This is a genomic window from Shewanella sp. Koi 1 (genome assembly GCF_052907445.1).
Window position 1 is genome coordinate 4,204,292 of the sequence record NZ_JBREJM010000001.1, and the last position, 23,906, is coordinate 4,228,197.

The 23,906-nt window shown below is 50.2% G+C and carries 22 protein-coding genes; 9 read left to right on the plus strand and 13 right to left on the minus strand.

The genetic code is table 11. The features are described 5' to 3' along the window. Positions 1 to 75: 75 nt before the first annotated feature. The 5 genes from ACUZ8J_RS18555 to ACUZ8J_RS18575 all read right to left on the minus strand — a co-directional run bounded on the left by ACUZ8J_RS18555 (position 76) and on the right by ACUZ8J_RS18575 (position 4,189). Complete coding sequence (locus ACUZ8J_RS18555; protein ID WP_446694588.1) at positions 76 to 1,359, minus strand: efflux RND transporter periplasmic adaptor subunit; 1,284 nt, start codon at positions 1,357 to 1,359, stop codon at positions 76 to 78. A gap of 15 nt (positions 1,360 to 1,374) precedes the next feature. Then, the gene (locus tag ACUZ8J_RS18560; protein WP_446694589.1) at positions 1,375 to 2,757 is read right to left on the minus strand and encodes a TolC family protein; all 1,383 of its coding nucleotides are present in this window, start codon (positions 2,755 to 2,757) and stop codon (positions 1,375 to 1,377) included. Between the two features lie 213 nt (positions 2,758 to 2,970). After that, a complete protein-coding gene (locus ACUZ8J_RS18565; protein ID WP_167373719.1) occupies positions 2,971 to 3,420 on the minus strand; it encodes a hypothetical protein in 450 nt (149 codons plus the stop codon). Positions 3,421 to 3,583: 163 nt separating this feature from the next. Continuing rightward, positions 3,584 to 3,787: a DUF3012 domain-containing protein gene (locus ACUZ8J_RS18570; RefSeq protein WP_089068568.1), complete on the minus strand. Its 204-nt coding sequence runs from the start codon at positions 3,785 to 3,787 to the stop codon at positions 3,584 to 3,586. Positions 3,788 to 3,823: 36 nt separating this feature from the next. Next, the gene (locus ACUZ8J_RS18575; RefSeq protein ID WP_011621315.1) at positions 3,824 to 4,189 is read right to left on the minus strand and encodes an STAS/SEC14 domain-containing protein; all 366 of its coding nucleotides are present in this window, start codon (positions 4,187 to 4,189) and stop codon (positions 3,824 to 3,826) included. A gap of 148 nt (positions 4,190 to 4,337) precedes the next feature. Here ACUZ8J_RS18575 and arfB point away from each other — a divergent pair, with 148 nt between their 5' ends. From arfB to ACUZ8J_RS18595, 4 genes are all read left to right on the plus strand, one after another. Beyond that, on the plus strand, positions 4,338 to 4,751 hold the full coding sequence (arfB, locus tag ACUZ8J_RS18580) for an alternative ribosome rescue aminoacyl-tRNA hydrolase ArfB (RefSeq protein ID WP_011621314.1): 414 nt from the start codon (positions 4,338 to 4,340) through the stop codon (positions 4,749 to 4,751). A gap of 101 nt (positions 4,752 to 4,852) precedes the next feature. Then, positions 4,853 to 5,287 carry a type II 3-dehydroquinate dehydratase gene (gene aroQ / locus ACUZ8J_RS18585; RefSeq protein ID WP_037428701.1) on the plus strand — a complete coding sequence of 145 codons (435 nt, stop codon included), beginning with the start codon at positions 4,853 to 4,855 and terminating at the stop codon, positions 5,285 to 5,287. A gap of 34 nt (positions 5,288 to 5,321) precedes the next feature. Then, positions 5,322 to 5,771, plus strand: a complete 450-nt coding sequence (accB, locus tag ACUZ8J_RS18590; protein WP_446694590.1) for an acetyl-CoA carboxylase biotin carboxyl carrier protein — start codon at positions 5,322 to 5,324, stop codon at positions 5,769 to 5,771. Between the two features lie 33 nt (positions 5,772 to 5,804). Continuing rightward, positions 5,805 to 6,482, plus strand: a complete 678-nt coding sequence (locus ACUZ8J_RS18595) for an SDR family NAD(P)-dependent oxidoreductase (protein ID WP_392449468.1) — start codon at positions 5,805 to 5,807, stop codon at positions 6,480 to 6,482. A 48-nt stretch (positions 6,483 to 6,530) separates the two neighbouring features. On the opposite strand, the gene ACUZ8J_RS18600 is transcribed toward ACUZ8J_RS18595, so the two are convergent. Further along, a complete protein-coding gene (locus ACUZ8J_RS18600) occupies positions 6,531 to 7,742 on the minus strand; it encodes an MFS transporter (RefSeq protein WP_446694591.1) in 1,212 nt (403 codons plus the stop codon). Between the two features lie 92 nt (positions 7,743 to 7,834). Continuing rightward, positions 7,835 to 8,605 carry a hypothetical protein gene (locus tag ACUZ8J_RS18605; RefSeq protein ID WP_446694592.1) on the minus strand — a complete coding sequence of 257 codons (771 nt, stop codon included), beginning with the start codon at positions 8,603 to 8,605 and terminating at the stop codon, positions 7,835 to 7,837. Positions 8,606 to 8,763: 158 nt separating this feature from the next. Between ACUZ8J_RS18605 and ubiD the strand changes: the two genes are divergently transcribed. From ubiD to ACUZ8J_RS18625, 4 genes are all read left to right on the plus strand, one after another. Further along, complete coding sequence (gene ubiD, locus ACUZ8J_RS18610) at positions 8,764 to 10,245, plus strand: 4-hydroxy-3-polyprenylbenzoate decarboxylase (protein WP_011627318.1); 1,482 nt, start codon at positions 8,764 to 8,766, stop codon at positions 10,243 to 10,245. A 110-nt stretch (positions 10,246 to 10,355) separates the two neighbouring features. Beyond that, positions 10,356 to 11,054 carry an NAD(P)H-flavin reductase gene (gene fre, locus ACUZ8J_RS18615; protein WP_088211848.1) on the plus strand — a complete coding sequence of 233 codons (699 nt, stop codon included), beginning with the start codon at positions 10,356 to 10,358 and terminating at the stop codon, positions 11,052 to 11,054. A gap of 633 nt (positions 11,055 to 11,687) precedes the next feature. Further along, entirely contained in the window at positions 11,688 to 12,578 is an 891-nt protein-coding gene (locus ACUZ8J_RS18620) for an HAD family hydrolase (RefSeq protein WP_446694593.1), read from the plus strand. Beyond that, entirely contained in the window at positions 12,565 to 13,155 is a 591-nt protein-coding gene (locus ACUZ8J_RS18625) for a hypothetical protein (protein ID WP_446694594.1), read from the plus strand. The genes ACUZ8J_RS18620 and ACUZ8J_RS18625 overlap by 14 nt, the downstream gene beginning before the upstream one ends. A gap of 434 nt (positions 13,156 to 13,589) precedes the next feature. Here ACUZ8J_RS18625 and ACUZ8J_RS18630 read toward each other — a convergent pair whose 3' ends face one another. Beyond that, positions 13,590 to 14,216 (minus strand): flavin reductase family protein, encoded by a 627-nt coding sequence (locus tag ACUZ8J_RS18630; protein WP_446694595.1) that lies wholly within the window; start codon positions 14,214 to 14,216, stop codon positions 13,590 to 13,592. Positions 14,217 to 14,400: 184 nt separating this feature from the next. Between ACUZ8J_RS18630 and ACUZ8J_RS18635 the strand changes: the two genes are divergently transcribed. Next, complete coding sequence (locus ACUZ8J_RS18635; protein WP_446694596.1) at positions 14,401 to 16,794, plus strand: fatty acid cis/trans isomerase; 2,394 nt, start codon at positions 14,401 to 14,403, stop codon at positions 16,792 to 16,794. Positions 16,795 to 16,836: 42 nt separating this feature from the next. On the opposite strand, the gene ACUZ8J_RS18640 is transcribed toward ACUZ8J_RS18635, so the two are convergent. The 5 genes from ACUZ8J_RS18640 to nosD all read right to left on the minus strand — a co-directional run bounded on the left by ACUZ8J_RS18640 (position 16,837) and on the right by nosD (position 23,900). Continuing rightward, on the minus strand, positions 16,837 to 18,969 hold the full coding sequence (locus ACUZ8J_RS18640) for a M13 family metallopeptidase (protein WP_446694597.1): 2,133 nt from the start codon (positions 18,967 to 18,969) through the stop codon (positions 16,837 to 16,839). A gap of 232 nt (positions 18,970 to 19,201) precedes the next feature. Beyond that, positions 19,202 to 20,485: a winged helix-turn-helix domain-containing protein gene (locus tag ACUZ8J_RS18645; protein ID WP_446694598.1), complete on the minus strand. Its 1,284-nt coding sequence runs from the start codon at positions 20,483 to 20,485 to the stop codon at positions 19,202 to 19,204. Between the two features lie 214 nt (positions 20,486 to 20,699). Continuing rightward, positions 20,700 to 21,587, minus strand: coding sequence for an ABC transporter permease (locus ACUZ8J_RS18650; protein ID WP_446694599.1), 888 nt, complete (start codon positions 21,585 to 21,587; stop codon positions 20,700 to 20,702). Continuing rightward, the gene (locus ACUZ8J_RS18655) at positions 21,584 to 22,630 is read right to left on the minus strand and encodes an ABC transporter ATP-binding protein (protein WP_446694600.1); all 1,047 of its coding nucleotides are present in this window, start codon (positions 22,628 to 22,630) and stop codon (positions 21,584 to 21,586) included. Before ACUZ8J_RS18655 ends, ACUZ8J_RS18650 begins: the two co-directional genes overlap by 4 nt. Continuing rightward, on the minus strand, positions 22,611 to 23,900 hold the full coding sequence (nosD, locus tag ACUZ8J_RS18660; RefSeq protein ID WP_446694601.1) for a nitrous oxide reductase family maturation protein NosD: 1,290 nt from the start codon (positions 23,898 to 23,900) through the stop codon (positions 22,611 to 22,613). Before nosD ends, ACUZ8J_RS18655 begins: the two co-directional genes overlap by 20 nt. Between the last annotated feature and the right edge of the window lie 6 nt (positions 23,901 to 23,906).

Below are 23,906 nucleotides of genomic sequence, written 5' to 3' on the forward strand. Positions count from 1 at the left end.
AAATTCCTCGCGCATTCGCCCTAAGCCTTTAAAAAGGCGTAAAAATAGGGCTTGATAAGGTTCGACTCATCGGCATTAGTGGGCATGAATATCAAAGCCAGCTTTGGCCTGCTCCGACGCTAAGAAAAATGCGCCTCCCACTACCACTTTTAGTTGTGCCTGTCGTGCCTTATCCAACTTGTCGCCGCGCACTAGGCTTAAACCACGCTGACGCTGCACCAGCTCCACCTCAATGGCTTCAAACCCATCCTCGTCTTGAATAAAGATCTGCCAATCGCCGTCACCGCTGCGGGTAAGCGCCGCATCGGGCAAGACGATTCCTGAAGAAAAGCCTGATGATAAGTCGCTGCCCTTAGGCGCATCGGCAAAATACAGCTCAGCAAATTGCCCCGCGTGCAACACATGCTCAGGGTTGGGCATACTGACTAAAATCTGCTCGGTGCGGGTCACGCTATCCAGCTCATGGGAACGGCCAATAATCTTGCCCGCCAGCGTTTTGTCCCCAACTTGCACCAACGCCGGACCACCGACATTCACATTGGCCGCCTGCGCTGGTGTTAATTGCGCTTCGACCCAAAGGTGCGACTCATCGGTCAACTGCATTAATGGTGTGCCAGCGTTGAATACTTGGCCTAGCATGGCAATATCCTGCTGCACACGGCCATCGATAGGCGCTAAAAGTTGATAGCTACCGATAGCTTCTGGAGTCGACTCTAAGGTACGGATCTGTGCATCCGTCATCTTGATCGCCTCCAGAATTGCTCGCTTAAGTTCGGCATCAACCTGCGCCTGCATTCTGCGGCTCACGCTCACTGCGCCCTCGCTCATCCGACGCACTCGACTCCACTCTGCGGCGGCATTGATATATTCCGCCTGCGCCTTGGCGACTTCTGCACCGCCCAAGGTCAGTAAGGGCTCACCTTTTTTTACCTCTTGGCCGGGCACCACATGGCGCGCCTGAACCCGCACATCCAGCTGCGGCGCTAAGGTCGCGGTTCTATCACGGTCAACCACTAAGGTCGCCGTCGCCCGAATGTCGAGATTAAGATTGCTAAGACTTAAGCTGTCGCTGCTCAGGGGCAACAGGCGCACGCCTGCAAGTTCCAACTGCGCAGGCGTAAAAGTGAGTGCCTGCTCACCATGGTCATCTTCTGTCGCAGAAGCGCTCTTTTCCGCCTGATTGGTAACCTTTTCAGCGTCGTGATCATGGCCTTCACCCGCGAAGGTTGGCGCCGTCAGGGTTAGGGAGGCAAGCATCAAGGCCAAGGCTAAACGGGAAGGAGTAAATAACGACCTTAAGCCTTCAGCAGACACTGTGCCCAAAGTATGGAAAGACGATTTTTGAGTAAATGAATTCATAGTGTTACCTCACGATTACTTTGCTGGCACGGCATTTGTGGAAGAAGTGGACCTTGATTTGTCGACGGATTTGTCGGCGAATGTGTCAACCACGGGCAGCAGCTGACCGCTGTCCCCCATCCAAGTTAACCAACTCTGATAAATTGCCGTTTCGAGGTTTAAACCGACCAAATAACTGGCCGCGAGCTGACGTCGACTCTGCAAATACTCGCTAGTACTCACATCACCCGAACGCCACTGCTCACTTAAGGATTTAGCGGCTTTACTCCCCGAGGCTGCGACTCGCTCGCGCCAATCTTGGTAGCGCGCCAGTAAACGGGGTAACGCATTGGTAAATTGTGCCTGTTTGGCCGTAAGTACTCGCTCACGGGCTAAGTAGTTCTGCTCCGCGATAGCGATGCCTTTATCGGCAACCGACTGTAACTCGCTGTAGTTATTCCGCACCTGCAAAGGGATCGCCACGCCGACGCCAAACTTGTTGTCATCGCCTTCCTTTTCAACACCCAGGTTGATGGTGGGATCGGCCGCCGTGTCCGCCTTAACCTTCATGGCATTGGCCTTCGCCAGCAACACCTGTTGATGGGCACTGGTCAATGCGGGTAAATCCACTTTCGGGGCCATTTGCGACACCCATTGGCCAATCTCGGGGATAAACTCCCTAAATCCCAGCTTATCGACTCCAAGTAATTCGATGACTTTGCCATCGGCCACTAACGCCGCTTGTTCGGCCAGCGCATAGTCGGCGGTGTTACTCGCCAATTCGAGCTTAAGTAGTTGCAACTCAACATCGGATAAATCCCCTGCCGCAAAGCGCTGCTCGGCAATATTGAGCTGTGCCTGCGTAAACCTTAATTGCTGCTCGGCGAAGGTCAGCGCCTTATTGCTCTGCGCCTGCTCGGCCAGCGCCAATAGCCGCTCGGCCAACATCTGACTACGCTCTAACTGTATATCTGCTAACAGGATTTGCGCCTCAAGCTGGGCAAGGCGAGTCGCCACGCCGCGCTTATCGCCCCAATCTAGGGTTTGGCTCAGCCCTAGGCTGTAGGTATCTGTGTCGGCGTTTTGATAATTGAGCCCAAGCTCAGGGTTATAGATGGCGCGATCCGCAGCCGCAATGGCAAGTTCTGCCTGTTGCTGCCGAGCAATTTGCGCCTGCACTTCGGGTAACTGATTAATTTGCATGAGTAACTCAGGCAACCACTGATTAAGTGAGGCTTGAGCCTCAGTGGCTAATAAGTTGTCTGGTGCCAATTCAACCGATGAGGCGATTGAATCGCCCTTAAGCACTTTGGATTCGAGGGCTGAAGTTGCTGCAACGGCAGAGTTAACCTGTCCGCCGACGAGCACTAAGCTACTCATGAGGGCAAACAAGGTCTGGGCGATAATGGTTTTATTCATCGCAATTCCTAACAATATCTAATATTGATTGGCCCACGCCATAGGCATACGGATACCAATCGAACACTCCCCAGAGGCGTTAAATATCGAATAAGCTCAAAGCGCTAGCGCGAGCCATGGGCGTTTTAGACCCATCATCGATGCTGTGGGGATAAATAAAGGGCTTATGGCAGCGCAAAAACGCTGCGATACGCGATAAGCAGATATTGAAGGTTAAGCGATGGGAGGGCGGTACTTAGGTAATTGATCTGCCGAGAAATAAGCTAAATCAGCCGGCACATAGGCCATATCAAACGCGACTGTCGTTTGGCTCTCAGTATGGGATAACAACGCCACATGACCGCCGTGACATTGGCAATCGAGGCAGAGGTCAAAATCTTGAATTTCAGTGGTTTGCACTAAGTGTGAATGGCCACTCACGCTCGCCGTTGCTATGCCCGACTTGAGTGCCGTTTCGCCAAACGCCTCGGCACTGAATCCGAGTGTCTGCTCATTGGGGCATGCACAATCCACACATTGGGCCAAGGTGGTCACGGGAGCACTAAATTGGAGATGGGGATGATTCTCGGCTTCTTCGGCACCATTACCCGCATGTAACTGATGCGCACCCAAATTCGCGCCCGCAAATTGCAGCACGATAATGGCTATCAGTAGGGTGACCATTCGGCTAAAGAATGGCTTGGCGGTCGAAATCAAATATCACCTTTGGACAATTCAGTAGGTTGTTAAGCAATAGCTTGTGCAACTTCAGACAGGGATTCTAAGCATAAGTTCACAGCTTGCAACTAAAAAGAAGCCAAGCTGTGACGCTACTAGCTTGAAAAGCTTATTTAAACACGCAATGTTTTGCGTAATCGGCGGCTTCGTTCGCCGTCCAATCGCCAGAAGGTTTATCCTTCATTTGCTTACACCAAGCTTCACTGCCCACCTCTGGCGCACAGGCACTTAAGCCTGCGGTAAAGGCCAACACTAAGGCGATAGCGCCTAATTTAGCGGTCGGTTTGGCAGTCATAGTTTTCAACAAAGGCATAGTTAATTCCTTATAAGTAATACCCACCATGGGCCGTTAAAAAGTTGAACGTTTCGCAATCCAGTCGATAGCTTTGGCTTTTTGTTCTAAGGGGAACCAAGCCACTTCGCCCTGCATAAAGGGGCCGAGTAAGCGCACAGCATTACCCACCCAATCTGGGCCACCAACAAATACTAAGGCTTCAAAATTAGGGAGTTGGACTTCGCCGCTGCCCGTTAGCGATTCAAATTCCCAGCCTTCGAGTAAGACGTCCGCCTCGATATATAGGCAAACTTGTCCCCAATCCTTGCGGTAACTCTTAATGGCCGGCTGTAAACGGGTACGATAATCGGTTGATGAGAGTCGACCACTGGCGAAAAGACTGATAACACCCTTAGCAATATCGGGGATTTGGCATAACATAAAGGCACTCCGAAACGACAACACTATTTTGCAAACGGGCAAATACGCCTGCCCAGCAAGAATGCGCCGATGATAACAAATCTATTGAAAAGCCATAAGCAGTTATTGCTCGCTTCACAAAGCAATTGGACAAAACCCTAAGTCTGCCATGATAAAAATCTCAAACCGTGTGGAACTTCCGGAAAATGAAATCGAGTGGCAATTTATCCGCTCAAGCGGCGCTGGCGGGCAGAATGTCAATAAAGTCTCCACCGCCGCCCAATTGATTTTTGATATCAGAAACTCGTCATTACCCGAGTTTTATCAGCAGCGCCTGCTGCAAAAAGCCGATCATCGGATTACCGCCAGTGGCAAAATCATTATCAAATGTCAGGCGAGTCGCAGCCAAGAGGCGAATCGGCAAACCGCATTGGAGCAATTTATCGCTCTAGTTGCCAGCGTGGCCGAAGTGCCCAAAAAACGCATTCCAACCCGCGCGACCAAAAGCAGCCAAACCAAACGCTTAGATGCGAAAAAACAACGCGGCGCCACTAAAGCCATGCGACAGATTAAGTTTGATTAACCCGGCCGACAGCGCGGTGACATTCATAATGCAAAATCCGCCCGAACAGGTTAAGTTAATGGCATTCAACCCGTTAAGGCATGTCGTAAAAGGAAAGCGTAATGAATCATAAAGTTCTGCTCATCAATGGCCCCAATTTAAACCTCCTTGGCCGCCGTGAGCCCAGTGTTTACGGTCATCAAACCTTAGCCGATATCGTTGCCATTTTGAGTGAACAAGCTCAAGCAGCAGGTGTTGAACTTGAGCATATTCAATCGAATGCCGAATTTGAACTGATCAACGCTATCCATGCCACCGATGCGCAGATGATCATTATCAACCCCGCAGCTTTTACCCACACCAGTGTGGCCCTGCGTGACGCACTGCTTGGGGTAGATATTCCCTTCTTTGAAGTGCATTTATCCAATGTCCACGCCCGCGAGCCCTTCCGCCACCACTCCTATTTGTCCGATAAGGCCATTGGAGTGATTTGTGGTTTCGGCGCCCAAGGCTATGAGTTTGCCCTCGCGGCGGCGATTAAGAGATTGAAGGCATAAACGCGATTAGCGTGAGTACAGGGAGCCACAAGCCATGGCGGTTGACCTTCGAAAGATCAAAAAACTGATTGAATTAGTGCAGGAATCTGGGATTGCAGAACTGGCGATTACCGAAGGGGAAGAGTCCATTCGCATCACCCGCTACGGCCCGCATCCCGCAAGCGCACCTGAAGGCGCGCATCATCCTGCGCCCTCTTCTGCACTGACGCCAAAGCTTACCAAAGCCCGTGACGCCCTGCCTGTGATTGAAGGTTTTGTGCAGCTATCGCCCATGGTCGGCACCTTCCATGCTTCGCAAGGCCAAACCGAAGTGCCCTTGGTGCGTGTGGGTCAAAGTGTGGCCCGCGGCGACACGCTTTGCATTATCGAAGCCATGCGAATGCAAAATCCTATCGAGGCCGAGCGTGACGGCATAGTCGGCGCCATTTGGGTGAAAGATGGGGACGATGTCGCCTTCGATCAGCCGCTATTTACCCTGATCTAAGCCTAAACGTCCAGAGAACACTAAGAGGTAAAGATGATACTGATTACTGGCGCAAGCAGTGGCTTAGGCGCGGCATTAGCCGCCCTGTATGCCAAGGATAACCAAGCACTTACACTGACGGGGCGCGATGCCAATCGCCTGCATACCGTGGCCAATGCCCTCAGCCCATTTTCGACCCAAAGCATCAGCGCCATCAGTGCCGATTTAGCGGACGAAGCGAGTGTCGAAGCGCTATTCGATGGCCTCACCGATACTCCCAACACGGTTATTCACTGCGCTGGCAGTGGTTACTTTGGCGCGCTGGAAACCCAAGGCACGAGTGAAATCCAAGCGCTGCTGAATAACAATGTCACTTCAACCATTCTGTTGGTACGTGAATTAGTGAAACGCTATAAACAGCAAGCAGTTAAGGTCGTGATCGTGATGTCCACCGCTGCCCTCGCAGCTAAGGCGGGCGAGTCAACCTACTGCGCCGCAAAATGGGCGGTGCGAGGCTTTATCGAATCGGTACGTTTGGAGCTCAAGCAAAGTCCAATGAAGTTGATTGCGGTTTATCCCGGCGGTATGGATACCGGCTTTTGGCCAAGCAGTGGTAAGAGTCTAGATACCTCAAGCTTTATGTCCGCCGATGAGGCCGCAGGCATGCTAAAACAAGCGCTACTCGCCACTGAGCACGGTTATATCGCCGATATCACCATTCAAAGAGGTTAAGAAAACCGATAGGCGGCGCAGAGATGGATCTGCGCCGTCATGGTCGGCTTAATCAATACAGTTTGCAGTACAAAGATTATCAGCGCGGCGGCTCTCCCTGTGGGTTAACCACCACATGACTAAACCGCCAAGGGATAGAAGTGCTGCGGCATAACCAGTCGCGGCGATGCCTTGGCCTGATAAGATCACTAAGCTGCCAACCCAAGGGCCAATCGCATTGGCAAGGTTAAAGGCACATTGCACTAAGGCACCTGTCATGGCCTGCCCATCGGGGGCCACATCCATTAATCGCGCCTGCACTATCGTTGCTAGACCAATCCCCGAACCCACAAAGAATACAATCGGCATTAATGCCCAATAAGATCCCGTCAAACTTGGATACAGCGCCAATACTAAGGTGCTTAACACCAGCGACCAAAATGCCGCCGCCAGCGCCGACTTATCCGCCGCCCAGCCACAGACTAAAGTGCCTAAGGTGGCACCAATCCCAAAGACCGCCATCATCACCGGGATTTTAAAGGGCTCGACCTGGGTGACTTGGATCAGCGTTTCGGCCAGATAGGTATACACACAGAAAATCCCGCCAAAACCGATAGCCGCAATGCCGAGCGTGAGCCAAACTTCGCGGTTCTTCAGGGTTTGCAGCTCTTTTTTCGGACTGGCATTTTGCGGTACGGCGACATTCGGCGCGAGAAAATACAGCATCACCGCGGTAACGGCGGCAATAATCGCCACTATACCGATACCTGAGCGCCAACCGACGGTTTGCCCCATCCAAGTCGCGAAGGGCACGCCAACGATAGTGGCTAAGGTTAAGCCGATAATCACCCGAGAAACCGCTCGAGCCTTCATCTCGGGAGGCACTAAGGAAGCCGCCAGTAACATAGCCACCCCAAAGTAAGCCCCATGGGGCAAGCCGCTTAAAAAGCGGAAAAAGACTAACCAATTCAAGCTGGGTGCTAGGGCGCTTAAGCCATTGGCAACCGCCATCATGGCGGCCAAGGCGATTAACAGCGTGCGCCGCTTAATCCTCACCCCCAGCACCATAATGATGGGCGAGCCCACCACTACTCCAAGGGCATAGGCGCTGATGGCATAACTCACATGAGCGACATCGACGCTTAAATCACTGGCGATATAAGGCACTAAGGTCATGGCGGCAAATTCTGTGGTGCCTAAGGCAAAGGTGCCTAATGCCAAGGCAAGTAACACCCAAAGCGCGCTGCTTTGAGCCTGAATCTGGGGTTGAACTGCTTGCAAACGATTTCTCCGCGATTCTATAAAACGACAACTGGCTAAGAAAAAAAATAGGAGCCCACTCGGGGCTCCCGTCGATAAGGCCTAAAACAAGATTACTTCACTAACTGTTCTTGATAGGTTTGGCTATTCCAATCGAAGGCGTAAAGCGTACCTTGCCACTCATATAAGGTACGGCCATCCTGTTGCACTATTCTGGCATTGCTCGGCAGGCTCGACACACTGCGCGCCGCCCGTGCCCGGGGCACATTGGCAATTTGCTCCGCCGAGGCTGTTGATGCCCTAGCCGTCGATGCACCTGTCTGTGATATCACAGTCGCGCTATTCGTTGGCATATTCGACACCATACGGCCTTCACTCGGCGAATATTGCATACTCGTTGTGACTCGCACTGGGGGCGAAACCGCCACTGGCGTATCATCATAGGCCATAGGAATAGACAAGCCTATGCCCGAATAGGGTGAATTCCAATAACGCGAGCTATTCCAGCCCCAATCGTTCCAACCGTTATTGTTCCAACCATAGCCGAGATTCCAACCCGTACCCCAGCCCGTCGCTAAGCCAACACCTAGGCCCAATCCCCACGGATAATAAGGACGATAATAGGGACGATAGTGGCGGTGGCTATCCCCATGTTTATGGTGATTATTGTAGTGATTGTCGTGCCGACCATGACTCTCGCTATGGCGATCATTGCCGCGATCGCGCGCCGCCGCCAGGTTCGGCACGGCTAAACTGCAAATCAGTAAGGCGCCCAGTAAAGACAAGCTAAAGCCTGTTTTATGCCAAGGCTCAGCCGACTTAGGTAAGCAAACTGATTGAAATTGAAGATATTTATCTTTAACAAGGCATGGAAAGAGTGTCATATAAACCTCGAAATACCGGGCACTGGTCAAATAAACATCGACCTAGGACAAGCATTTTACGCTTCCAAAGCTGGAAGATCACTGAATAGGTTAACCCTAAAACAGAAAAATGCTATAGTGCGCGCCACACGGATTTCCACTGCAGAGGCTATTTCCACATGAGTTTTAAGGATTTACGCAGCTTTATTGATCATCTGGAAGCCAATGGCGAACTCAAACGCATTAGCTACCCCGTTGATCCTCATTTAGAAATGACAGAGATCGCCGATCGCGTTCTACGCGCTAAAGGCCCTGCACTCCTATTCGAAAATCCAACGAATCATTCAATGCCAGTGCTGGCCAACCTCTTTGGTACCCCAAAACGCGTCGCCATGGCGCTGGGCAAGGAAGACCCACTCGCGCTGCGCGATGTAGGTGAACTGCTGGCGTTTTTAAAAGAACCCGAGCCACCACGCGGCTTTAAAGACGCGATTTCAAAAATCCCCATGTTCAAGCAAGCCTTGAATATGCCGCCTAAGACGGTGCGTAATCCCGCCTGCCAGCAAGTGGTAAAAACGGGCGATGAAGTCGATTTAACTCAGCTGCCGATTCAGCATTGCTGGCCGGGCGATGTCGCGCCTTTGGTCACTTGGGGCTTAACCATTACCAAAGGTCCGCGTAAGAGTCGCCAAAACCTTGGGATCTACCGTCAACAGTTGCTCGGCAAGAATAAACTCATTATGCGCTGGCTGTCCCACCGTGGTGGCGCCCTCGACTTTGCCGATTTTAAAGAGCAATTCCCCGGCGAGCGTTACCCTGTAGTGGTAGCCCTAGGCTCTGATCCTGTGACCATTTTAGGCGCAGTCACCCCAGTGCCCGATGCCATGAGCGAATACGCCTTCGCAGGCTTGCTGCGCGGCGAGCGCACCGAAGTCTGCAAGGCATTAAGCTGTGATTTAGAAGTGCCCGCCAGCAGCGAAATCATCCTCGAAGGCTATATCGATCCCGACGAAATGGCTGAAGAAGGCCCCTACGGCGACCACACGGGTTACTACAACGAGACGGATAAATTCCCAGTCTTTACCGTGACCCATATTACCCACCGTAAGGATCCGATTTACCACAGCACCTACACAGGCCGTCCACCGGATGAACCCGCCATGTTAGGTGTGGCACTCAACGAAGTGTTTGTGCCGATTTTGCGTAAGCAATATCCTGAAATTATTGATTTTTACCTGCCGCCCGAAGGTTGCTCCTATCGGATGGCGGTGATCTCGATTCGTAAACAATACCCTGGCCATGCGAAACGGGTGATGATGGGCGCTTGGTCCTTCCTGCGCCAATTTATGTATACCAAATTTATTGTGGTGGTCGACGACGATGTGAATTGCCGCGACTGGAACGATGTGATTTGGGCCATTACCACCCGTATGGATCCTAAGCGCGATACCGTGATGATCGATAACACGCCTATCGATTACCTCGACTTTGCCTCCCCCGTGGCAGGCCTCGGCTCCAAAATGGGCCTCGATGCCACCAATAAGTGGGAAGGCGAAACCAACCGCGAATGGGGCACACCGATCGTGATGGATCCTAAGGTTAAGCAAAAGATCGACTCAATCTGGGATGAGTTAGGCATAGACGACAGCCCAACCCTATAATTCAGCTTAAGCACGACTCTCGTACCCACTTAAGCCAAGAGAATAGGCCGCCAGCGGCCTTAATGTGACACCTAACGACAACAAATGATGAAAGGTGCAAAGGAAGTTTGATGAAAACCATACGTTGTAAGATAGAGAAAGTAACCCCCTTTAACGACGCCGTGTATCAGGTGTGGTTAAAGCCCGACACCCCCTTGGAGTTTCAAGCGGGACAATACCTGTGTGTTGTGATGGGTGAAAAAGATAAACGTCCCTTCTCTATCGCGTCCGCCCCCAATGCCGAAGTGATTGAGCTTCATATTGGCGCGGCCGTCAGCGAAAGCTATCCAATGCAAGTGGTTGAAAAATTGCGTAATAGCACGCATATCGACATCGAAGCGCCAGGCGGCGAAGCCCACTTACGCCATGACAGCCAGCGCCCACGTCTATTGATCGCCGGTGGCACTGGCTTCTCTTACATTAAGAGTATTGTCGAGCAACAAATCGCCCTCGGCCAACAGGTCGAAACCACCCTCTACTGGGGTTGCCGCACCCAAGATGCGATGTATTACGAAAGCATCGCCCGCCAATGGCACGACGCTCACCCTTGGTTACACTTTGTGCCCGTTGTGGAAGAAGCTCCAGCCAACTGGCAAGGTAAAACCGCTAACCTGCTCGCGCAAATCAAGCAAGATTTTATCAGCCTCAATGGCTATGACATCTATATCGCAGGTCGTTTCGATATGGTCGGCGCCGCCCGCGAAATCTTCCGCGAAATGGGTGTCGATGAAGCCCATCTCTACGGCGATGCCTTCGCGTTTATCAAATAACGCGTTGATTTGTGAGTTTGGCTGAGTCACCTTTGCCAACATAGGCTCAAACAATAAACCCCAGTTTTTACTGGGGTTTTGTTTATACGTTATGCCGTATTTCACATTGAATATGGCCTACAGCTAAGAAATCTGCATATCCAGACGTCGTTTGTTTTTTACATCAAAGTCAACGTCGTGGGTCTTCAACCCACACCCGACCAAGAGGGGATCAACAGCAATCCCCTCTTGGATCTCCCTTGCCGCCCCTAGCGAAGTTACATGCATTAGAGACTGGCCTTGGTCTTATGGATAAATTGCTATCGCTTCCGATGGTACATCCTGTACCCCGAAAGCTAGCCGGTCATCCATGACCGGACTCACGCAATTTATTCCAACGCCCCGCGGCAACTTCGCAGGGGAAGATGAACTTCTGTGACTTCGGTGTTAACTGTAAATTCAGAAAGAATTACGCCTGTCCGCTCTTTCTTTGAGAGGTGAATTAACGATTAGCATAAATTATAGGAAATTGACCTTGCTAAGCCCGAGGTGACCATCTATATCTCGATAAATGGAAATGATTATGGGTTAAGATTGTCTGCTAATCTAACTTTGAGGCATAATAATCTCATCTAAGGGAAAGAGAATTTGAAGATGAAAAAGCCAAAATCTGTACTAATAACTGATTTAGACAACACCTTATTTAACTGGTTTGAGATTTGGTTCAAAAGCTTTAAGCCAATGTTAACAGAGATAGCTAGAATTAGTAATATTCCTGAAGATACGCTAAAAAAGGAAATAAAGGTAATCCATCAAAAACATGGAACAGCAGAGTATGCTTTTTTAATTGAGGACATACCATCTCTGTTAAATAAATATGGTTCGAAAGAAGCTGTCCACAAAATTATGACTCCGGCTATCGAGGCTTATCGAAAAGGAAGGAGTGAAAATTTAAAGCTTTATGATGGTGTAGAGTCAACCTTAAAAAAAATCAAAGATAGTGGTTCTCTAATCGTTGCTTACACTGAGTCAAAAAGCTACTACTCATCATACAGAATAAATAAGCTAGGACTTGATAGATATATTGACATTCTATATTCGCCAGAAGACCATGAAATACCAGACTCTCATCAGCAAACAAAATTTAACTTTAAGAACATGATAACAAAACACACTCCAAAAGATGAGTTAAAGCCTAACCCACAATTACTTTTAGATATAATAAGCTCTATTAAATCCACCCCTAAAAACTGTGTTTATATAGGGGACAGTGAAATGAAAGACATTGATATGGCACAAAAAGCTGGAGTTGATGATGTATTTGCTAGATATGGTACAGAACACTTCAACAGCAAGGAGGGAATTTCTATGTACAATTTACTTCGAGAAGTTACCCATTGGACTAAAGTGGATGTTGAACGAGAAGAAAAAATTAAATTTGAGTACCACAAAATCAATGCCAATATAGTTATTGACAACTTTAGCGAGATATTAAACCATTTCGATTTCATTTCATACAAAGAGGCTCAAAATGAACTTAAGTGATGAGAAAAAAGTAGAAATACAAATCGACATATGGAAACAGGTTATAAGTACTCAAGAACACTTTAATGAATTGGAGATGAAACTTAGAAATTTTGCAATATTAATATTATCCGCATTTATCGGTGCGGCTGGCGTCAGCCTTAAAGAAAACATTCTTGTTTTAGGGATAAATATATCATCCATAATAATATGGGGAGGGGCGCTTGTTTGGTTTACGTTCTATCTTGCTGACAGGTTTTGGTATCATCCTTTGCTGAAAGGTGCTGTTGCACAAGGGGTGTATATTGAAAAAGAACTTAAAGATATACTTCCTGCAATTCAGTTAACCTCCGAAATTGGAAAATCCAGCCCTGTAAAGCTATTCAATATAAACATTAGAAGCCATCATAAAATAGATATTTTTTATGGGTTAATTTTCACAGCCATATTTTTAATTGGTGTATTTTTAAACACTACCAACGCAAACAGAACTAAAAATTCTGAGTTAGTTAGCGATGTAAAATCTTTGATTAATCAACGTGATGAACTTACAAAATCAGTTCAGTCTCTACAGCAAATCTTAAATGATTCTAAATAGAGTGAGTATTGTAATCTACGTAACTAAAAAAATAGGACTGGCATAACTCTTTGGGGATGAACAATACACCAAGATTACAGAAGTTCACCTCCCCTGCGAAGTTGCTGAAGGGCGTTGAAGAAAATCGCGTGAGCGAGGCATGGATGCCTCGCTAGCTTTCGGGGTACAGGATGTACCATCGGAAGCGTTAGCGATTTTCGAATAAGCACGAAGCCACTAACCAATGCATGTAACTTCGCTAGGGGCGTCATGGAGCATCCAAGGAGGATAGGACGAGCAGTCCTCCTTGGTCGGGTGTGGGGTGAAGCCCCACGACGTTGATTTTTCTTTTAAAAAAGCTTAAATCATGAATTGCTCTGCAATGAGATACCAAAACTCATAATTCAAAAACTCAAACGAAGTTTGCCTCTCAAGCCTAGCAGCGTTTAAGCGCCCTACACTTGTGGTCTATGTAGATCGAAACGCAGATCTTCCGAGATCCCATAGTAGGCGGATGGACCGCCGGCGCGCAGCACGGGTTCGGCGAGGGCGGTTTGATACACACCTTCACTATTGAGCAAATGCTTGGCGATATGCACGGCAACGACTTCACCTAAGACGAGCCAAGTATCAATCTTATCCCCATTTGCGGCAGTTAATTGAATACATTGAGACAGCTTACATTCAAAGTTGACCGGGCTTTCGGCCACCAGCTCGGCTTGGACGATAGTGCCCGCCTTGGGGGTGAGTCCGGCAAAGGCAAACTCGTCCTCCCCGCGGGGTAACATAGCGGAAGTTTGATTCATTTTCTCGGCAAGGCTGCGGGTGGTGAGGTTCCAGACGAACTCACCGGTGTCGACGATATTGGCGACACTGTCCTTCCAGCCCGTGCTGGCAAAGCCAATGATTGGTGGTTTGTAGTTGAAACAATTGAAAAAACTATAGGGCGCGAGATTGCGTTGCCCCAGAGCACTGCGCGAGGAGATCCAGCCTATAGGTCTGGGGGCGACAATCGCATTTAAGGGGTCGTGCGATAGTCCATGTCCCTTACTCGGCTCGTAAAAATAGCGTTCTGTAGTCATCTTCTTCCCTTATCGATTTGTGCCCAATAAAGCTTAGCATTCACGCATGTCATTCATCTTAACCCGTGAGCAGGTCGAATAAACACCCCAAATAAACAGTAAATTCAACTTGTTCAGACTATTCTGCTAGAGTATTGCAGGTTAGAAATGGATAAGACTGATCAGTGTAGGCAAAGGAGTGGATATGAATCCGATAAATGCAGTCTGGAAACGTTGGCTATTGGCCCTAGTGTTAGCGGTCACGGGTTGTGCCAGCGTCGCCCAAGTGGATTTTGATAATCTTTATGGTAAAAGCTCGCCGCAGACGCGGGCCGACAATCGGCCAATCCAGAGTGAACTCACAGCACAAACAAAGGCTTATCATTCGGCTGTTGAACCTATCATCAACGGTCGCTGCGTGGTTTGCCATGCCTGTTACGATGCGCCCTGCCAACTTAAAATGACTTCCAGTGAGGGCATTGAACGGGGCGCGAACAAGGAAAAAGTCTATCAGGGCACCCGCTTAATGGCGGCAACGCCGAATCGGTTATTTGTCGATGCCCACACGCCTGAAGCATGGCGCGAACGCGGCTTTTATCCCGTGCTCAATGAGCGCGCCCAAACCCCGCAGGCCAATACTCAGGCCTCAGTGCTGGCGCGGATGCTCACGCTAAAACAGGCCCATCCCCTGCCGGACACTAAACTGCTCGATAAAAGTTTCGACTTTAGCCTCGATCGGGTTCAGCAGTGCGCCAGCATTGAGGAAATGGACAAATACGAGCAATACCAACCGCTTGCGGGCATGCCCTACGGCTTGCCTGCGCTCAATCAGCAGGAACATAAAGTATTGATGCAATGGCTCGAACAGGGCGCAGTATTGCCGACGCCACCCGCGCTCAGCGCCGAGTTTAATCAAGAAATTGCCCGCTGGGAGCAGTTCTTAAATGCCGACAGCCTCAAGGCGCAACTGAGCGCCCGTTATATTTACGAGCACTTATTTGCCTTTCACCTGTATTTTGAGTCATTAACCGCGGCCGATGCTCCCGCGGCTTACTTCGAGTTAGTACGCTCACGCACGCCGCCGGGCAAACCAATTGATCTGATTGCCAGCCGCCGCCCCTTCGACGATCCGCAAGTGTCGCGGGTGTATTACCGCTTTAAGCCCTATCACGCCACGATCGTCGATAAGACCCATATTCCCTACGCCTTGAATAACACTGTGCTGCAAAACTGGCAGCAGTGGTTTATCGATGCCAACTACCAAGTCAGCTCGCTGCCAAGCTATGCACCGAGCGTAGCGGCCAATCCCTTCGAGGCCTTTATTCAACTGCCCGCAGGCTCGCGTTATCGCTTTATGCTTACCCGTGCCCAAGACACTATTATGGGCTTTATCAAGGGGCCGGTTTGCCGTGGTCAGGTCGCCCTCAATGTGATCAACGATAGATTTTGGGTTTACTTTGTCACACCAGAATATATGGACGACAGCGACTTTACTGACTTCTATCAGGGCCAAATCGAGAACCTACGCATGCCCGCCGAGGAAGAAAGCACCGCCCTTGCCGTGACCTGGGTGAAATACGCCGCCAAACAGGGCGATTATATGCGAGCGAGAAATCAGTTTTTAAATCAAAAGTTTAAAAATGGCCGACACCTCACTATCGATGGTTTATGGGACGGAGAAGGCAGTAATGATAATGCCAGCCTGACGGTGTTTAGGCATTTCGATAATGCCACTGTGGTCAAAGGGTTAGTGGGAGAATCCCCCAAAACGGCTTGGGTGATCGACTATGCCCTGCTGGAGCGCATTCACTACCTCCTAGTCGCGGGTTTCGATGTGTATGGCAACTACGGCCACCAGCTACTCACCCGCCTGTATATGGATTTTTTACGGATGGAGGGCGAGTCTAACTTCTTGACCTTGTTGCCCCAAGAGGAGCGCCGTAAGCAGTTTAAAGACTGGTATCAGGATGCGGGAACCCAGCTAACCGCCTTTATTGCGGGGGATATTAATACCTTCAATCAACCCACGGGCGTACTCTACTACACGGACGATCTTAAGGCCGAACTCTATCAAAAATTGGCCGCTAAGGTCGGCGAGGTTCAGCCCCAACGCTATCAAATCGCACTCAGTCAGTTGCAACCTAACAGCAAAGCATTGTTGCAGGCGCTAGGCAGAGTCAAAGGCACGCAAGCGACCCTTTTGCCCGAGCTGACGATGATCATGATTGAGCCTGAAAAAACGGGCAAAGCGGAAATCTTTACCTTAGTACGTAACAGTGCCCATCGAAATATTTCGAGCCTATTCAATGAGGAAAGCAACCGCGATCCCGCCAAGGATGATGTCACGCTCGTGCGCGGGCTTTTGGGCAGTTATCCCGAAGCCTTCTGGCATATTAAGGAGCAAGACTTAGCCAAAGTTGTGGCTAAGGTCGAAAGCATGCAAACCGAAAAAGACTACGAAGCGTTATTGGATTTGGCGGCGGTGCGCCGTACCGATCCGCGTTTCTGGGCCTTTAGCGATAAATTGAACCAAGCCTTTTTCGACAGTCATCCGATTGAGAGCGGTTGGCTGGACTACAATCGACTGCAAAATCGCTAACAAAAAAGGGAACCCTAGGGTTCCCTTTTTATCGACTTACGCTTACCAGATCTTCACGCGATCCTCTGGGGCCAAGTACAGCTTATCGCCGGGCTTCACATCGAACGCTGTGTACCAAGCGTCTAAGTTACGCACGGTCAGCGCGCGGTACATGCCAGGGGCATGGCCATCGGTCGCCACGCGGGCACGCAAAGCTTCGTCACGCATCTTAGTCGCCCACGTTTGCGCAAAGCCGATAAAGAAGCGTTGATCGCCACTAAAGCCATCGATAACAGGTGCAGGTTTGCCGTTAAGCGAAGCATGATAGGCATCGAGCGCCGCCGCTAAGCCCGCCACGTCGGCAATGTTTTCACCTAAGGTCAGCTTGCCGTTGACATGCAGATCCGGGAATGGTGCATAGCTATCAAACTGCTTCGCCAATGCCTCACCCTGCTTAGCAAACTGTGCAAAGTCCGCTGGCGTCCACCAGTTACGCATAGCGCCAGTTGAGTCGAACGCCGCACCATTGTTATCGAAGCTATGGCTGATCTCATGGCCAATCACAGCGCCAATCGCGCCATAGTTATAGGCGGCATCGGCCTTAGCATCGAAGAATGGTGGCTGCAAAATCCCCGCAGGGAAGTTAAGCGCGTTCTGTACTGGCAGATTAACCGCGTTAACCACTTGCGGCGTCATCCACCACTCACCCTTGTCCATTGGCTTACCAATTTTGGCGAGTTGATGGGCGTATTCCACCTTTTCACCATTGATAGCATTGGCATAAGCATTAGTTGGCGATACCGCATAGGCATCGTAATTGCGCCATTTATCGGGATAACCCACGCCCACGGCGATGGTCGCAACCTTAGCTAAGGCTTCCTGCTTGGTTGAAGGGTCCATCCACTCGAGTTTTTCGACACGCTTACCAAAGGCACTGACGATGTTATCCACCATAGTGCTAACTTCAGCCTTGGCCGAGGCAGGGAAATAATGCTCGGCATAGGCGCGGCCCACGGCATCACCTAAGTATTCATCCAAGGCACTCAAGGCGCGTTTATCGCGGCTGCGCTGCTCAGGGGTGCCCGACAGCTTAGTGCCGTTAAAGGCAAAAGAGGCGTTATCGATAGCCGATGGCAATACATCGGCGTGGCTGTTGATATGGTGGAACACCAACCAGTCTTTCCACGCATCCAACGGCTCTGAGGCCACTAACGCCGACAGCCCAGTAATGGCACTGGCGTGGTAGGCGGCAAATCTGTCTTGCTTGCCAAGCTGGGCGGCATCTAAAAAGGCTGTCCAGTCGATGCCAGGGGCTTTAGCGTCAAAGTCGGCGCGGCTCCACACACCCGATGCCTTAGTGAAATCTTCACTGTCTTCACGGCTGGCGTGGGCGCTAGCAATCTTGTGTTCGAGGGCAAAAATGCGATCGGCACGGGCCGCGGCATCGCTGATGCCCGCATCGGTCAGCAGGGTCTCGATATAGGCACGGTAAGCGGTGCGGATCTCGACCATTTTAGGGTCGTCCGACAGATAATATTCGCGCTCGGGTAAGCCTAAACCGCCTTGGAGAAAATAAGGTAATACTTCACCCGGCGTCGCCAGACCTTGAGTCACGAAAATACCGAAGAGGTTTTCGGTGAAAAAGTCGGTAGCATTGAGAGGGTCCACATCGGCGCGCAGGTTAGCACCAAGCGCCGCCGATAAAGCTTGTTTATCCGCAATGGCTTGATAACGGGCTAAATCGGCTTCCATTGGCTTCATGCCCGCCGCATCGATTGCCGCAGTGTTAGTGTACGCCTTGTAGAAATCGGCAATGCGCGCATCATCGCTGCCTGCAGCGTGTTCGGCCTTAACTAAGTCGGCGATCAGGCTGGTTTTATGCTTTTCCGTCTCTTGGAAAGCCACTAAAAATGCGCCTGTGCTTGAGCGATCGGCGGGGATCTCTGTGGTTTTCATCCACTCGCCATTGGCGTAGGTATAAAAATCATCGCCGGGTTTAACCTTAGGCGACATGGCCGCGAGGTTAATGCCAATTGGCGTGGCGGGTTGGCTGGCAGCGGGTGCTGCGCTGGTTTGTACTTTTGCAGCATTATCGCTGGCGGCAGCGGCGGTTTCCTTGGTGTTATCACCACAGGCAGTTAACCCTGTCAGTACTGTCGTCGACAGTAATATGGCGGGGATCAGGCGGTCCGACATGAGAGACTCCTTCCGTTGTTATTCTTGTATTTTTGGTATTTTGGCTATTCGAATGCTTTCCAGCATGGCGAGGCAGTGTAACTGGCGATATGGTGAGATGTAAAAGAAACTCACGCTTTATGATAGAAAGTTAATGCAAAGTCTTTAATACACTCTATCTCTGGGCAAATAAGTGCATCTAGCAAAAAGCCAAACAGCCGATGGCTATCGGCTGTTTGAATAACATACGTGGTTAAAGTTTGACTTGAGTGTACTGAGTCCAGGCCAGCAGTTGCCCCATTTGTGGGACTATCCACACCGCCGTGCCCTGATTTTGATAAACCCGATAGTAAAACAGATCTTCATCGCGAATATCGTGCTTACGGATCGCGCGGTAAAACTGCATGGCAGAGCCACTCACCTCATCGGGTTTGGTAAGTTCCTTTTGCGATACTTTGACATGGAATACATCCACATTCAGATCATCAATTTGCGTTTGATACTGCTCAAACTCCCCACGGATAGTGTACTTAATCGGCGTGGTTAAACAGTCCTGATCGGTAATGCAGGAGGTGGAGTAAAACTTACCCCGATTCTCCCCTTCGTACACCAGCGACATGCTGAGATCCGTACGCACCAGCAGCTCACCCGCCACTGGGAAATAGATATCCGCGTGGTAGTTATGCTCCAGCAACTCCCCCGCACCCTTGTCATCAATCGGCAGTACGATGCGGTTGTAGCGAATACGCTCCTCCATCGTCTTACTCAGCGGGATAAACTCGGCCATGTTAAGGCCCGCCGGCGTTGCATCAATCGAGGTGATATTGATCATGCCCTTGCCGTTACAATCCTTGGCATCGAGCGAGGGGCAAATAACCATCGAATAGTTTTTACCATCCGTTGCGGCAAAGGCGCTGAAATAAGGCAAGCCGCTGATATGGTTACCTTCTGGCGCTAGATGTTTTTGCCACCACGAGGGATGTAAGTGTTCTTCATCGTCGATATACAGCACCTGTGCCGTGCCCAAGGTGCCGCCAATATTGAGGCTGATATATTTATCGGCGTTCCATTTTGCCACCTGTTTGACCACGGCATGGTGATCGCTCCAATACCACACGGAGATAAGGATTAACCCCAGCATGACGATGCCTGCCAGTTTCGTCCACGCCGAGACACCGACAATGGCATCGCGGATCGCATCGGCATCGTTAATCGCCAACATCTTCACATGGGACTGTTCGGACACATGCAACTGATAACCGCGGCGCGCCACCGTTTTGAGCTGCACTTCGGTATAAGGCTCTAACTTTTTACGTAAGGTACTGATGCACTGGGTTAATGAGGTAGGTGCGACCACTCGTTCTGGCCAGCCGACTTGCAGCAATTCTTCCTTGGTAAAAATCGCGTTAGGGGCAGATAACAGCAATACAAGTACGGCGGTTTCTGAAAAAGTCAGGCCGATCTGGGTTCCATGAACATGGTCAACAAGCTCTTTGGCCTGTTCATCTAACATTAGGTATGAAGTGATTTTATGCATGTTAAGCGCCCAAACTAAGCCAACACAATAGACTATGATTGCGCTAACAACGGGCAAACACAGTGAAACTCAGTCTCACCCGAGAGCAACCGTGATTCCTAGCTACCAAATCAAGAGGGTTTATTTTACTTCTTAACAACATAAAATACTGTGACTCTATACTCAGTTTACCCATTGTTTTATAAAGCATAAATTTAAACTAATGCAGAAAAAACTAAACCTCTTGCCTCGCAAAAATCCAGCAGGCTAGTAATCCTAACAGCCCTATCCAAGCCGCCAGCATGGCGTACATCAGCACAGGCCCCATTCCCGTTTGGGCAATCAGGGCGAGACTACTCTTAGCCGACAGGGTATCGGCGGGATTGGCAAGCAGGTTCAAGGCACGGAAAAGATCGGTAGGATTAATTAAAATCAATAGGTTAAATAGCTGGCGATTGAAGACTTCCGCCAGACTCACCAGCGCCGTGAGCAGCACTAAGTCATAAACCAAGACCAGCACAAACCACAGCAGCAGTAATATGCCTAGGGCTTTGGCCTTTTCGCGAACACACAGACTCACGCAATAACCCAAAAGCACAAACACCAGCGACAGCAAAATACCGCTGCTAATCAAGTGGATAAAACCGATAATTAAGGCGTCTCTTAAGTGTTCGTCAACAAAGGTAAGCAGTAACAATGCTGTCGCGCCAAACCCCATCATACAGGCAGTCATCATCACATAGGCATGGCCAAGTAACTTGCCACATACCAAGTGCCAACGGGCCAAGGGATAGGTGAGCAATAGCAATAGCGTGCCCGACTCGCGCTCACCGACAAAACTGTCGTAGCTGAGCAAAATCGCGCCCAAGGGCAAGATAAACACCGCCAGTGTGACTAAGCCCGAGAAGATTTGTGCGCTCTCGAGCAGCACTACAGTGCCCGACACGGCGCTGCCCATAAAGCTCACGCACAGGGACAAAATCAACAAAATACCCGCCATCAAGCCTAGCCAACGGTTACGTAAATTGTCCTTAAACTCTTTCACGGCAACAGCTTGAATGAGTGTCAGCGCCTGTGGGGGACAATATTGGGCAGTTTCTTGCTCGATACTTATCTGACTCATGCCACTAACTCCCTTTGATATTGCTCTTCTCCAACCGCCGAGCACACGGTTGATGAATTAGAGCGATTCAGCCCTGCCATAAAGTGATGGAAAATATCCTGCAAGCTCGGTGGCGCAATGGAAAACTCTTGGATTTTAAGGAGATGTAATTGCTCGATAACCTTGGGCTTAAGCACATCGGGCACACTAAAGCACACTCTGTTTGCGCTTGAATGATTCCGCATTGAGGCGAACAGTGGCAGAGCCATTAGCTGCTGATATTGCAACGGCGAAACGCGGTGCAACTCAAGCTGACTTGGCAGCGCGCTGATTGCCCTAAGCTGCGATAAATCACCTGCGGCGAGCAGCCGACCTTGGCCTAAGATCAGCGCACTATCCATTTGATCTTGCACTAATCCTAACTCGTGGGTACTGATAATGATGGCGCAACCCTGCGCCTTCAGTTGCGCCATTTTCTGATATAAAAATGCCGATGCGAGCGGGTCTAAGCCCACAGTCGGTTCATCCAATAGCAGCACCTTAGGATCGGCCAATACCGCCTGAGCTAATCCCAAACGTTGACGCATGCCCTTGGAAAAGGTGCTTAGGCGTTTATCCTTGGCCGCCATCAGGCCAAATTCTTCCAGCAAAATGGATACGCGCTTGGGGGCTACCCCCTTAAGTTTGGCAAAATAGCTTAAGATCTCCTGCGCCGTCATATTGTCATAAAAGCTCACATTTTCAGGCAAGTAGCCTAATGACAGATTGGCATTGGCTCGCTTAGTATGCAGAGGTTGTCCCTGCACAAATAGCTCGCCCAGGCTTGGGGAGACAAGCCCTAAGATCATTTTAATCAGGGTCGATTTACCCGCACCATTGTGGCCGAGTAGCGCTAAAGTTTGGCCAGCGTGTAGTTCAAAATGAAGATCCGTGAGCGCCTCAAACGTCGCATAACGCTTGCAAAGCCCAATGGCCTTAATCGCCACTTGTCCTTGGGATGAAACCTTGTTTTTCATCAAGGTAAGCGCCTGTTTATGCTGTGCATCATTGCTGAAATGGCTCATTGCCCATCTCCTCGGTTTTCCATCCCATTAAGGGAAAGCTGTCACTCACACCACTTGCAGCCGTTGGCTGAAACTGCCGCTCCACCCAACGCAGCAGTAAGACCACAGGGCTTTCCATCAGCAGTTTCGCTTCGGGATAGAGCCAAAAGAGTTTGTCTAAGCTGTCGTTGGGCCGATGGGCGATATCCCCGACGCCATCGCCATTAGTGTCCCAACCCTGATATTCGGACCAGTAATTGCCCTGCCCCTGATAACTCCACTCAAGTTGTGCCTCGCCAACGTATTTGACTTGGGTTTGGTTGGCGACAATGCGGTTATGCCAGAGACGATTCACTTCGCCGCCCATGGCCATGCTGATCCCAGTATCGCTATGGCTAAACTCGTTCGCCTCGATGCGATTATTCTGCGCGGCGTAGATAAAAATGCCCTTGCCCTCGCTACCAAGCTCCAGCGAACCTTGGGGATTGACCACCTCTGTCGCGATATTCGCCTGAATATGGGCATAGTTAGTGATATTGAGCAGAATGCCAAAGTCCCGCGCTTGGCTGACCTTGTTGTGGTGTAAAAAGATGTGCTGCGAGTTCATCAAGGCATAACCGCCATCGACGCTAATCGCTCGATTATTTGAGGCTTCATCGCCTCGGGTGTACATGTAATGGATGCCGTATTGCAACTTAGCGAATTGATTATGGTGGATTTGGCTGTCTGTCACCGACTCGAGATACACGCCATCGCGGACAAAAATAAAATGATTATCTTGCACCTGCGGCGCGCTCACATGTTTGAGGAAGACGCCATCGCCCCTATCTAACACATAAATGGCGCCATTACCGCTGATGCTGTTTTCCATAATGCGGGGCGCACTCAGCTGCTCGCCATAGATACCAAAGCCATCACCCACCAGCCGATTGCCCTTAATGAGCACTTCGTCAGCCCCCGCTTGCAGCAAGATCCCCGCATTCTGGTAATAAAGATCCCGCCCCCAGTGACGGATATTCAGCCCTTCAACAATCACCTTGGGCGCTGCAATGGTTAAGGCGCTACCTTGGCGCAAAGCATCTAGGGTTGCCCCCGCTTCGCCCTTAAGATGAATCGTGCGGCTGACATTAAAATTGCCTTCGTAAACGGCGGTGGCGAGCACAACAGTGTCGCCATCCTGAGCCCGCGCGAGGGCTTGGGTTAAAGCCGCAGTATCTGTGACCCTAAACTCCTGCGCCAACCCAACAAGGGATAAGCTACAGAGCCAACCGAGGAGCAAGCAGCGCCACATAGCAAT

What these genes read in the sequence shown, in the direction of transcription:
- nosD (WP_446694601.1), bottom strand. Translation starts at nt 23,900, where the DNA reads ATGTGGCGCTGCTTGCTCCTCGGTTGGCTCTGTAGCTTATCCCTTGTT.
- accB (WP_446694590.1), top strand. Translation starts at nt 5,322, where the DNA reads ATGGCGGTTGACCTTCGAAAGATCAAAAAACTGATTGAATTAGTGCAG.
- ACUZ8J_RS18560 (WP_446694589.1), bottom strand. Translation starts at nt 2,757, where the DNA reads ATGAATAAAACCATTATCGCCCAGACCTTGTTTGCCCTCATGAGTAGC.
- fre (WP_088211848.1), top strand. Translation starts at nt 10,356, where the DNA reads ATGAAAACCATACGTTGTAAGATAGAGAAAGTAACCCCCTTTAACGAC.
- ACUZ8J_RS18655 (WP_446694600.1), bottom strand. Translation starts at nt 22,630, where the DNA reads ATGAGCCATTTCAGCAATGATGCACAGCATAAACAGGCGCTTACCTTG.
- ACUZ8J_RS18595 (WP_392449468.1), top strand. Translation starts at nt 5,805, where the DNA reads ATGATACTGATTACTGGCGCAAGCAGTGGCTTAGGCGCGGCATTAGCC.
- ACUZ8J_RS18565 (WP_167373719.1), bottom strand. Translation starts at nt 3,420, where the DNA reads ATGGTCACCCTACTGATAGCCATTATCGTGCTGCAATTTGCGGGCGCG.
- ACUZ8J_RS18555 (WP_446694588.1), bottom strand. Translation starts at nt 1,359, where the DNA reads ATGAATTCATTTACTCAAAAATCGTCTTTCCATACTTTGGGCACAGTG.
- aroQ (WP_037428701.1), top strand. Translation starts at nt 4,853, where the DNA reads ATGAATCATAAAGTTCTGCTCATCAATGGCCCCAATTTAAACCTCCTT.
- ACUZ8J_RS18625 (WP_446694594.1), top strand. Translation starts at nt 12,565, where the DNA reads ATGAACTTAAGTGATGAGAAAAAAGTAGAAATACAAATCGACATATGG.
- ACUZ8J_RS18650 (WP_446694599.1), bottom strand. Translation starts at nt 21,587, where the DNA reads ATGAGTCAGATAAGTATCGAGCAAGAAACTGCCCAATATTGTCCCCCA.
- ACUZ8J_RS18640 (WP_446694597.1), bottom strand. Translation starts at nt 18,969, where the DNA reads ATGTCGGACCGCCTGATCCCCGCCATATTACTGTCGACGACAGTACTG.
- arfB (WP_011621314.1), top strand. Translation starts at nt 4,338, where the DNA reads ATGATAAAAATCTCAAACCGTGTGGAACTTCCGGAAAATGAAATCGAG.
- ACUZ8J_RS18635 (WP_446694596.1), top strand. Translation starts at nt 14,401, where the DNA reads ATGAATCCGATAAATGCAGTCTGGAAACGTTGGCTATTGGCCCTAGTG.
- ubiD (WP_011627318.1), top strand. Translation starts at nt 8,764, where the DNA reads ATGAGTTTTAAGGATTTACGCAGCTTTATTGATCATCTGGAAGCCAAT.
- ACUZ8J_RS18605 (WP_446694592.1), bottom strand. Translation starts at nt 8,605, where the DNA reads ATGACACTCTTTCCATGCCTTGTTAAAGATAAATATCTTCAATTTCAA.
- ACUZ8J_RS18570 (WP_089068568.1), bottom strand. Translation starts at nt 3,787, where the DNA reads ATGCCTTTGTTGAAAACTATGACTGCCAAACCGACCGCTAAATTAGGC.
- ACUZ8J_RS18575 (WP_011621315.1), bottom strand. Translation starts at nt 4,189, where the DNA reads ATGTTATGCCAAATCCCCGATATTGCTAAGGGTGTTATCAGTCTTTTC.
- ACUZ8J_RS18620 (WP_446694593.1), top strand. Translation starts at nt 11,688, where the DNA reads ATGAAAAAGCCAAAATCTGTACTAATAACTGATTTAGACAACACCTTA.
- ACUZ8J_RS18630 (WP_446694595.1), bottom strand. Translation starts at nt 14,216, where the DNA reads ATGACTACAGAACGCTATTTTTACGAGCCGAGTAAGGGACATGGACTA.
- ACUZ8J_RS18645 (WP_446694598.1), bottom strand. Translation starts at nt 20,485, where the DNA reads ATGCATAAAATCACTTCATACCTAATGTTAGATGAACAGGCCAAAGAG.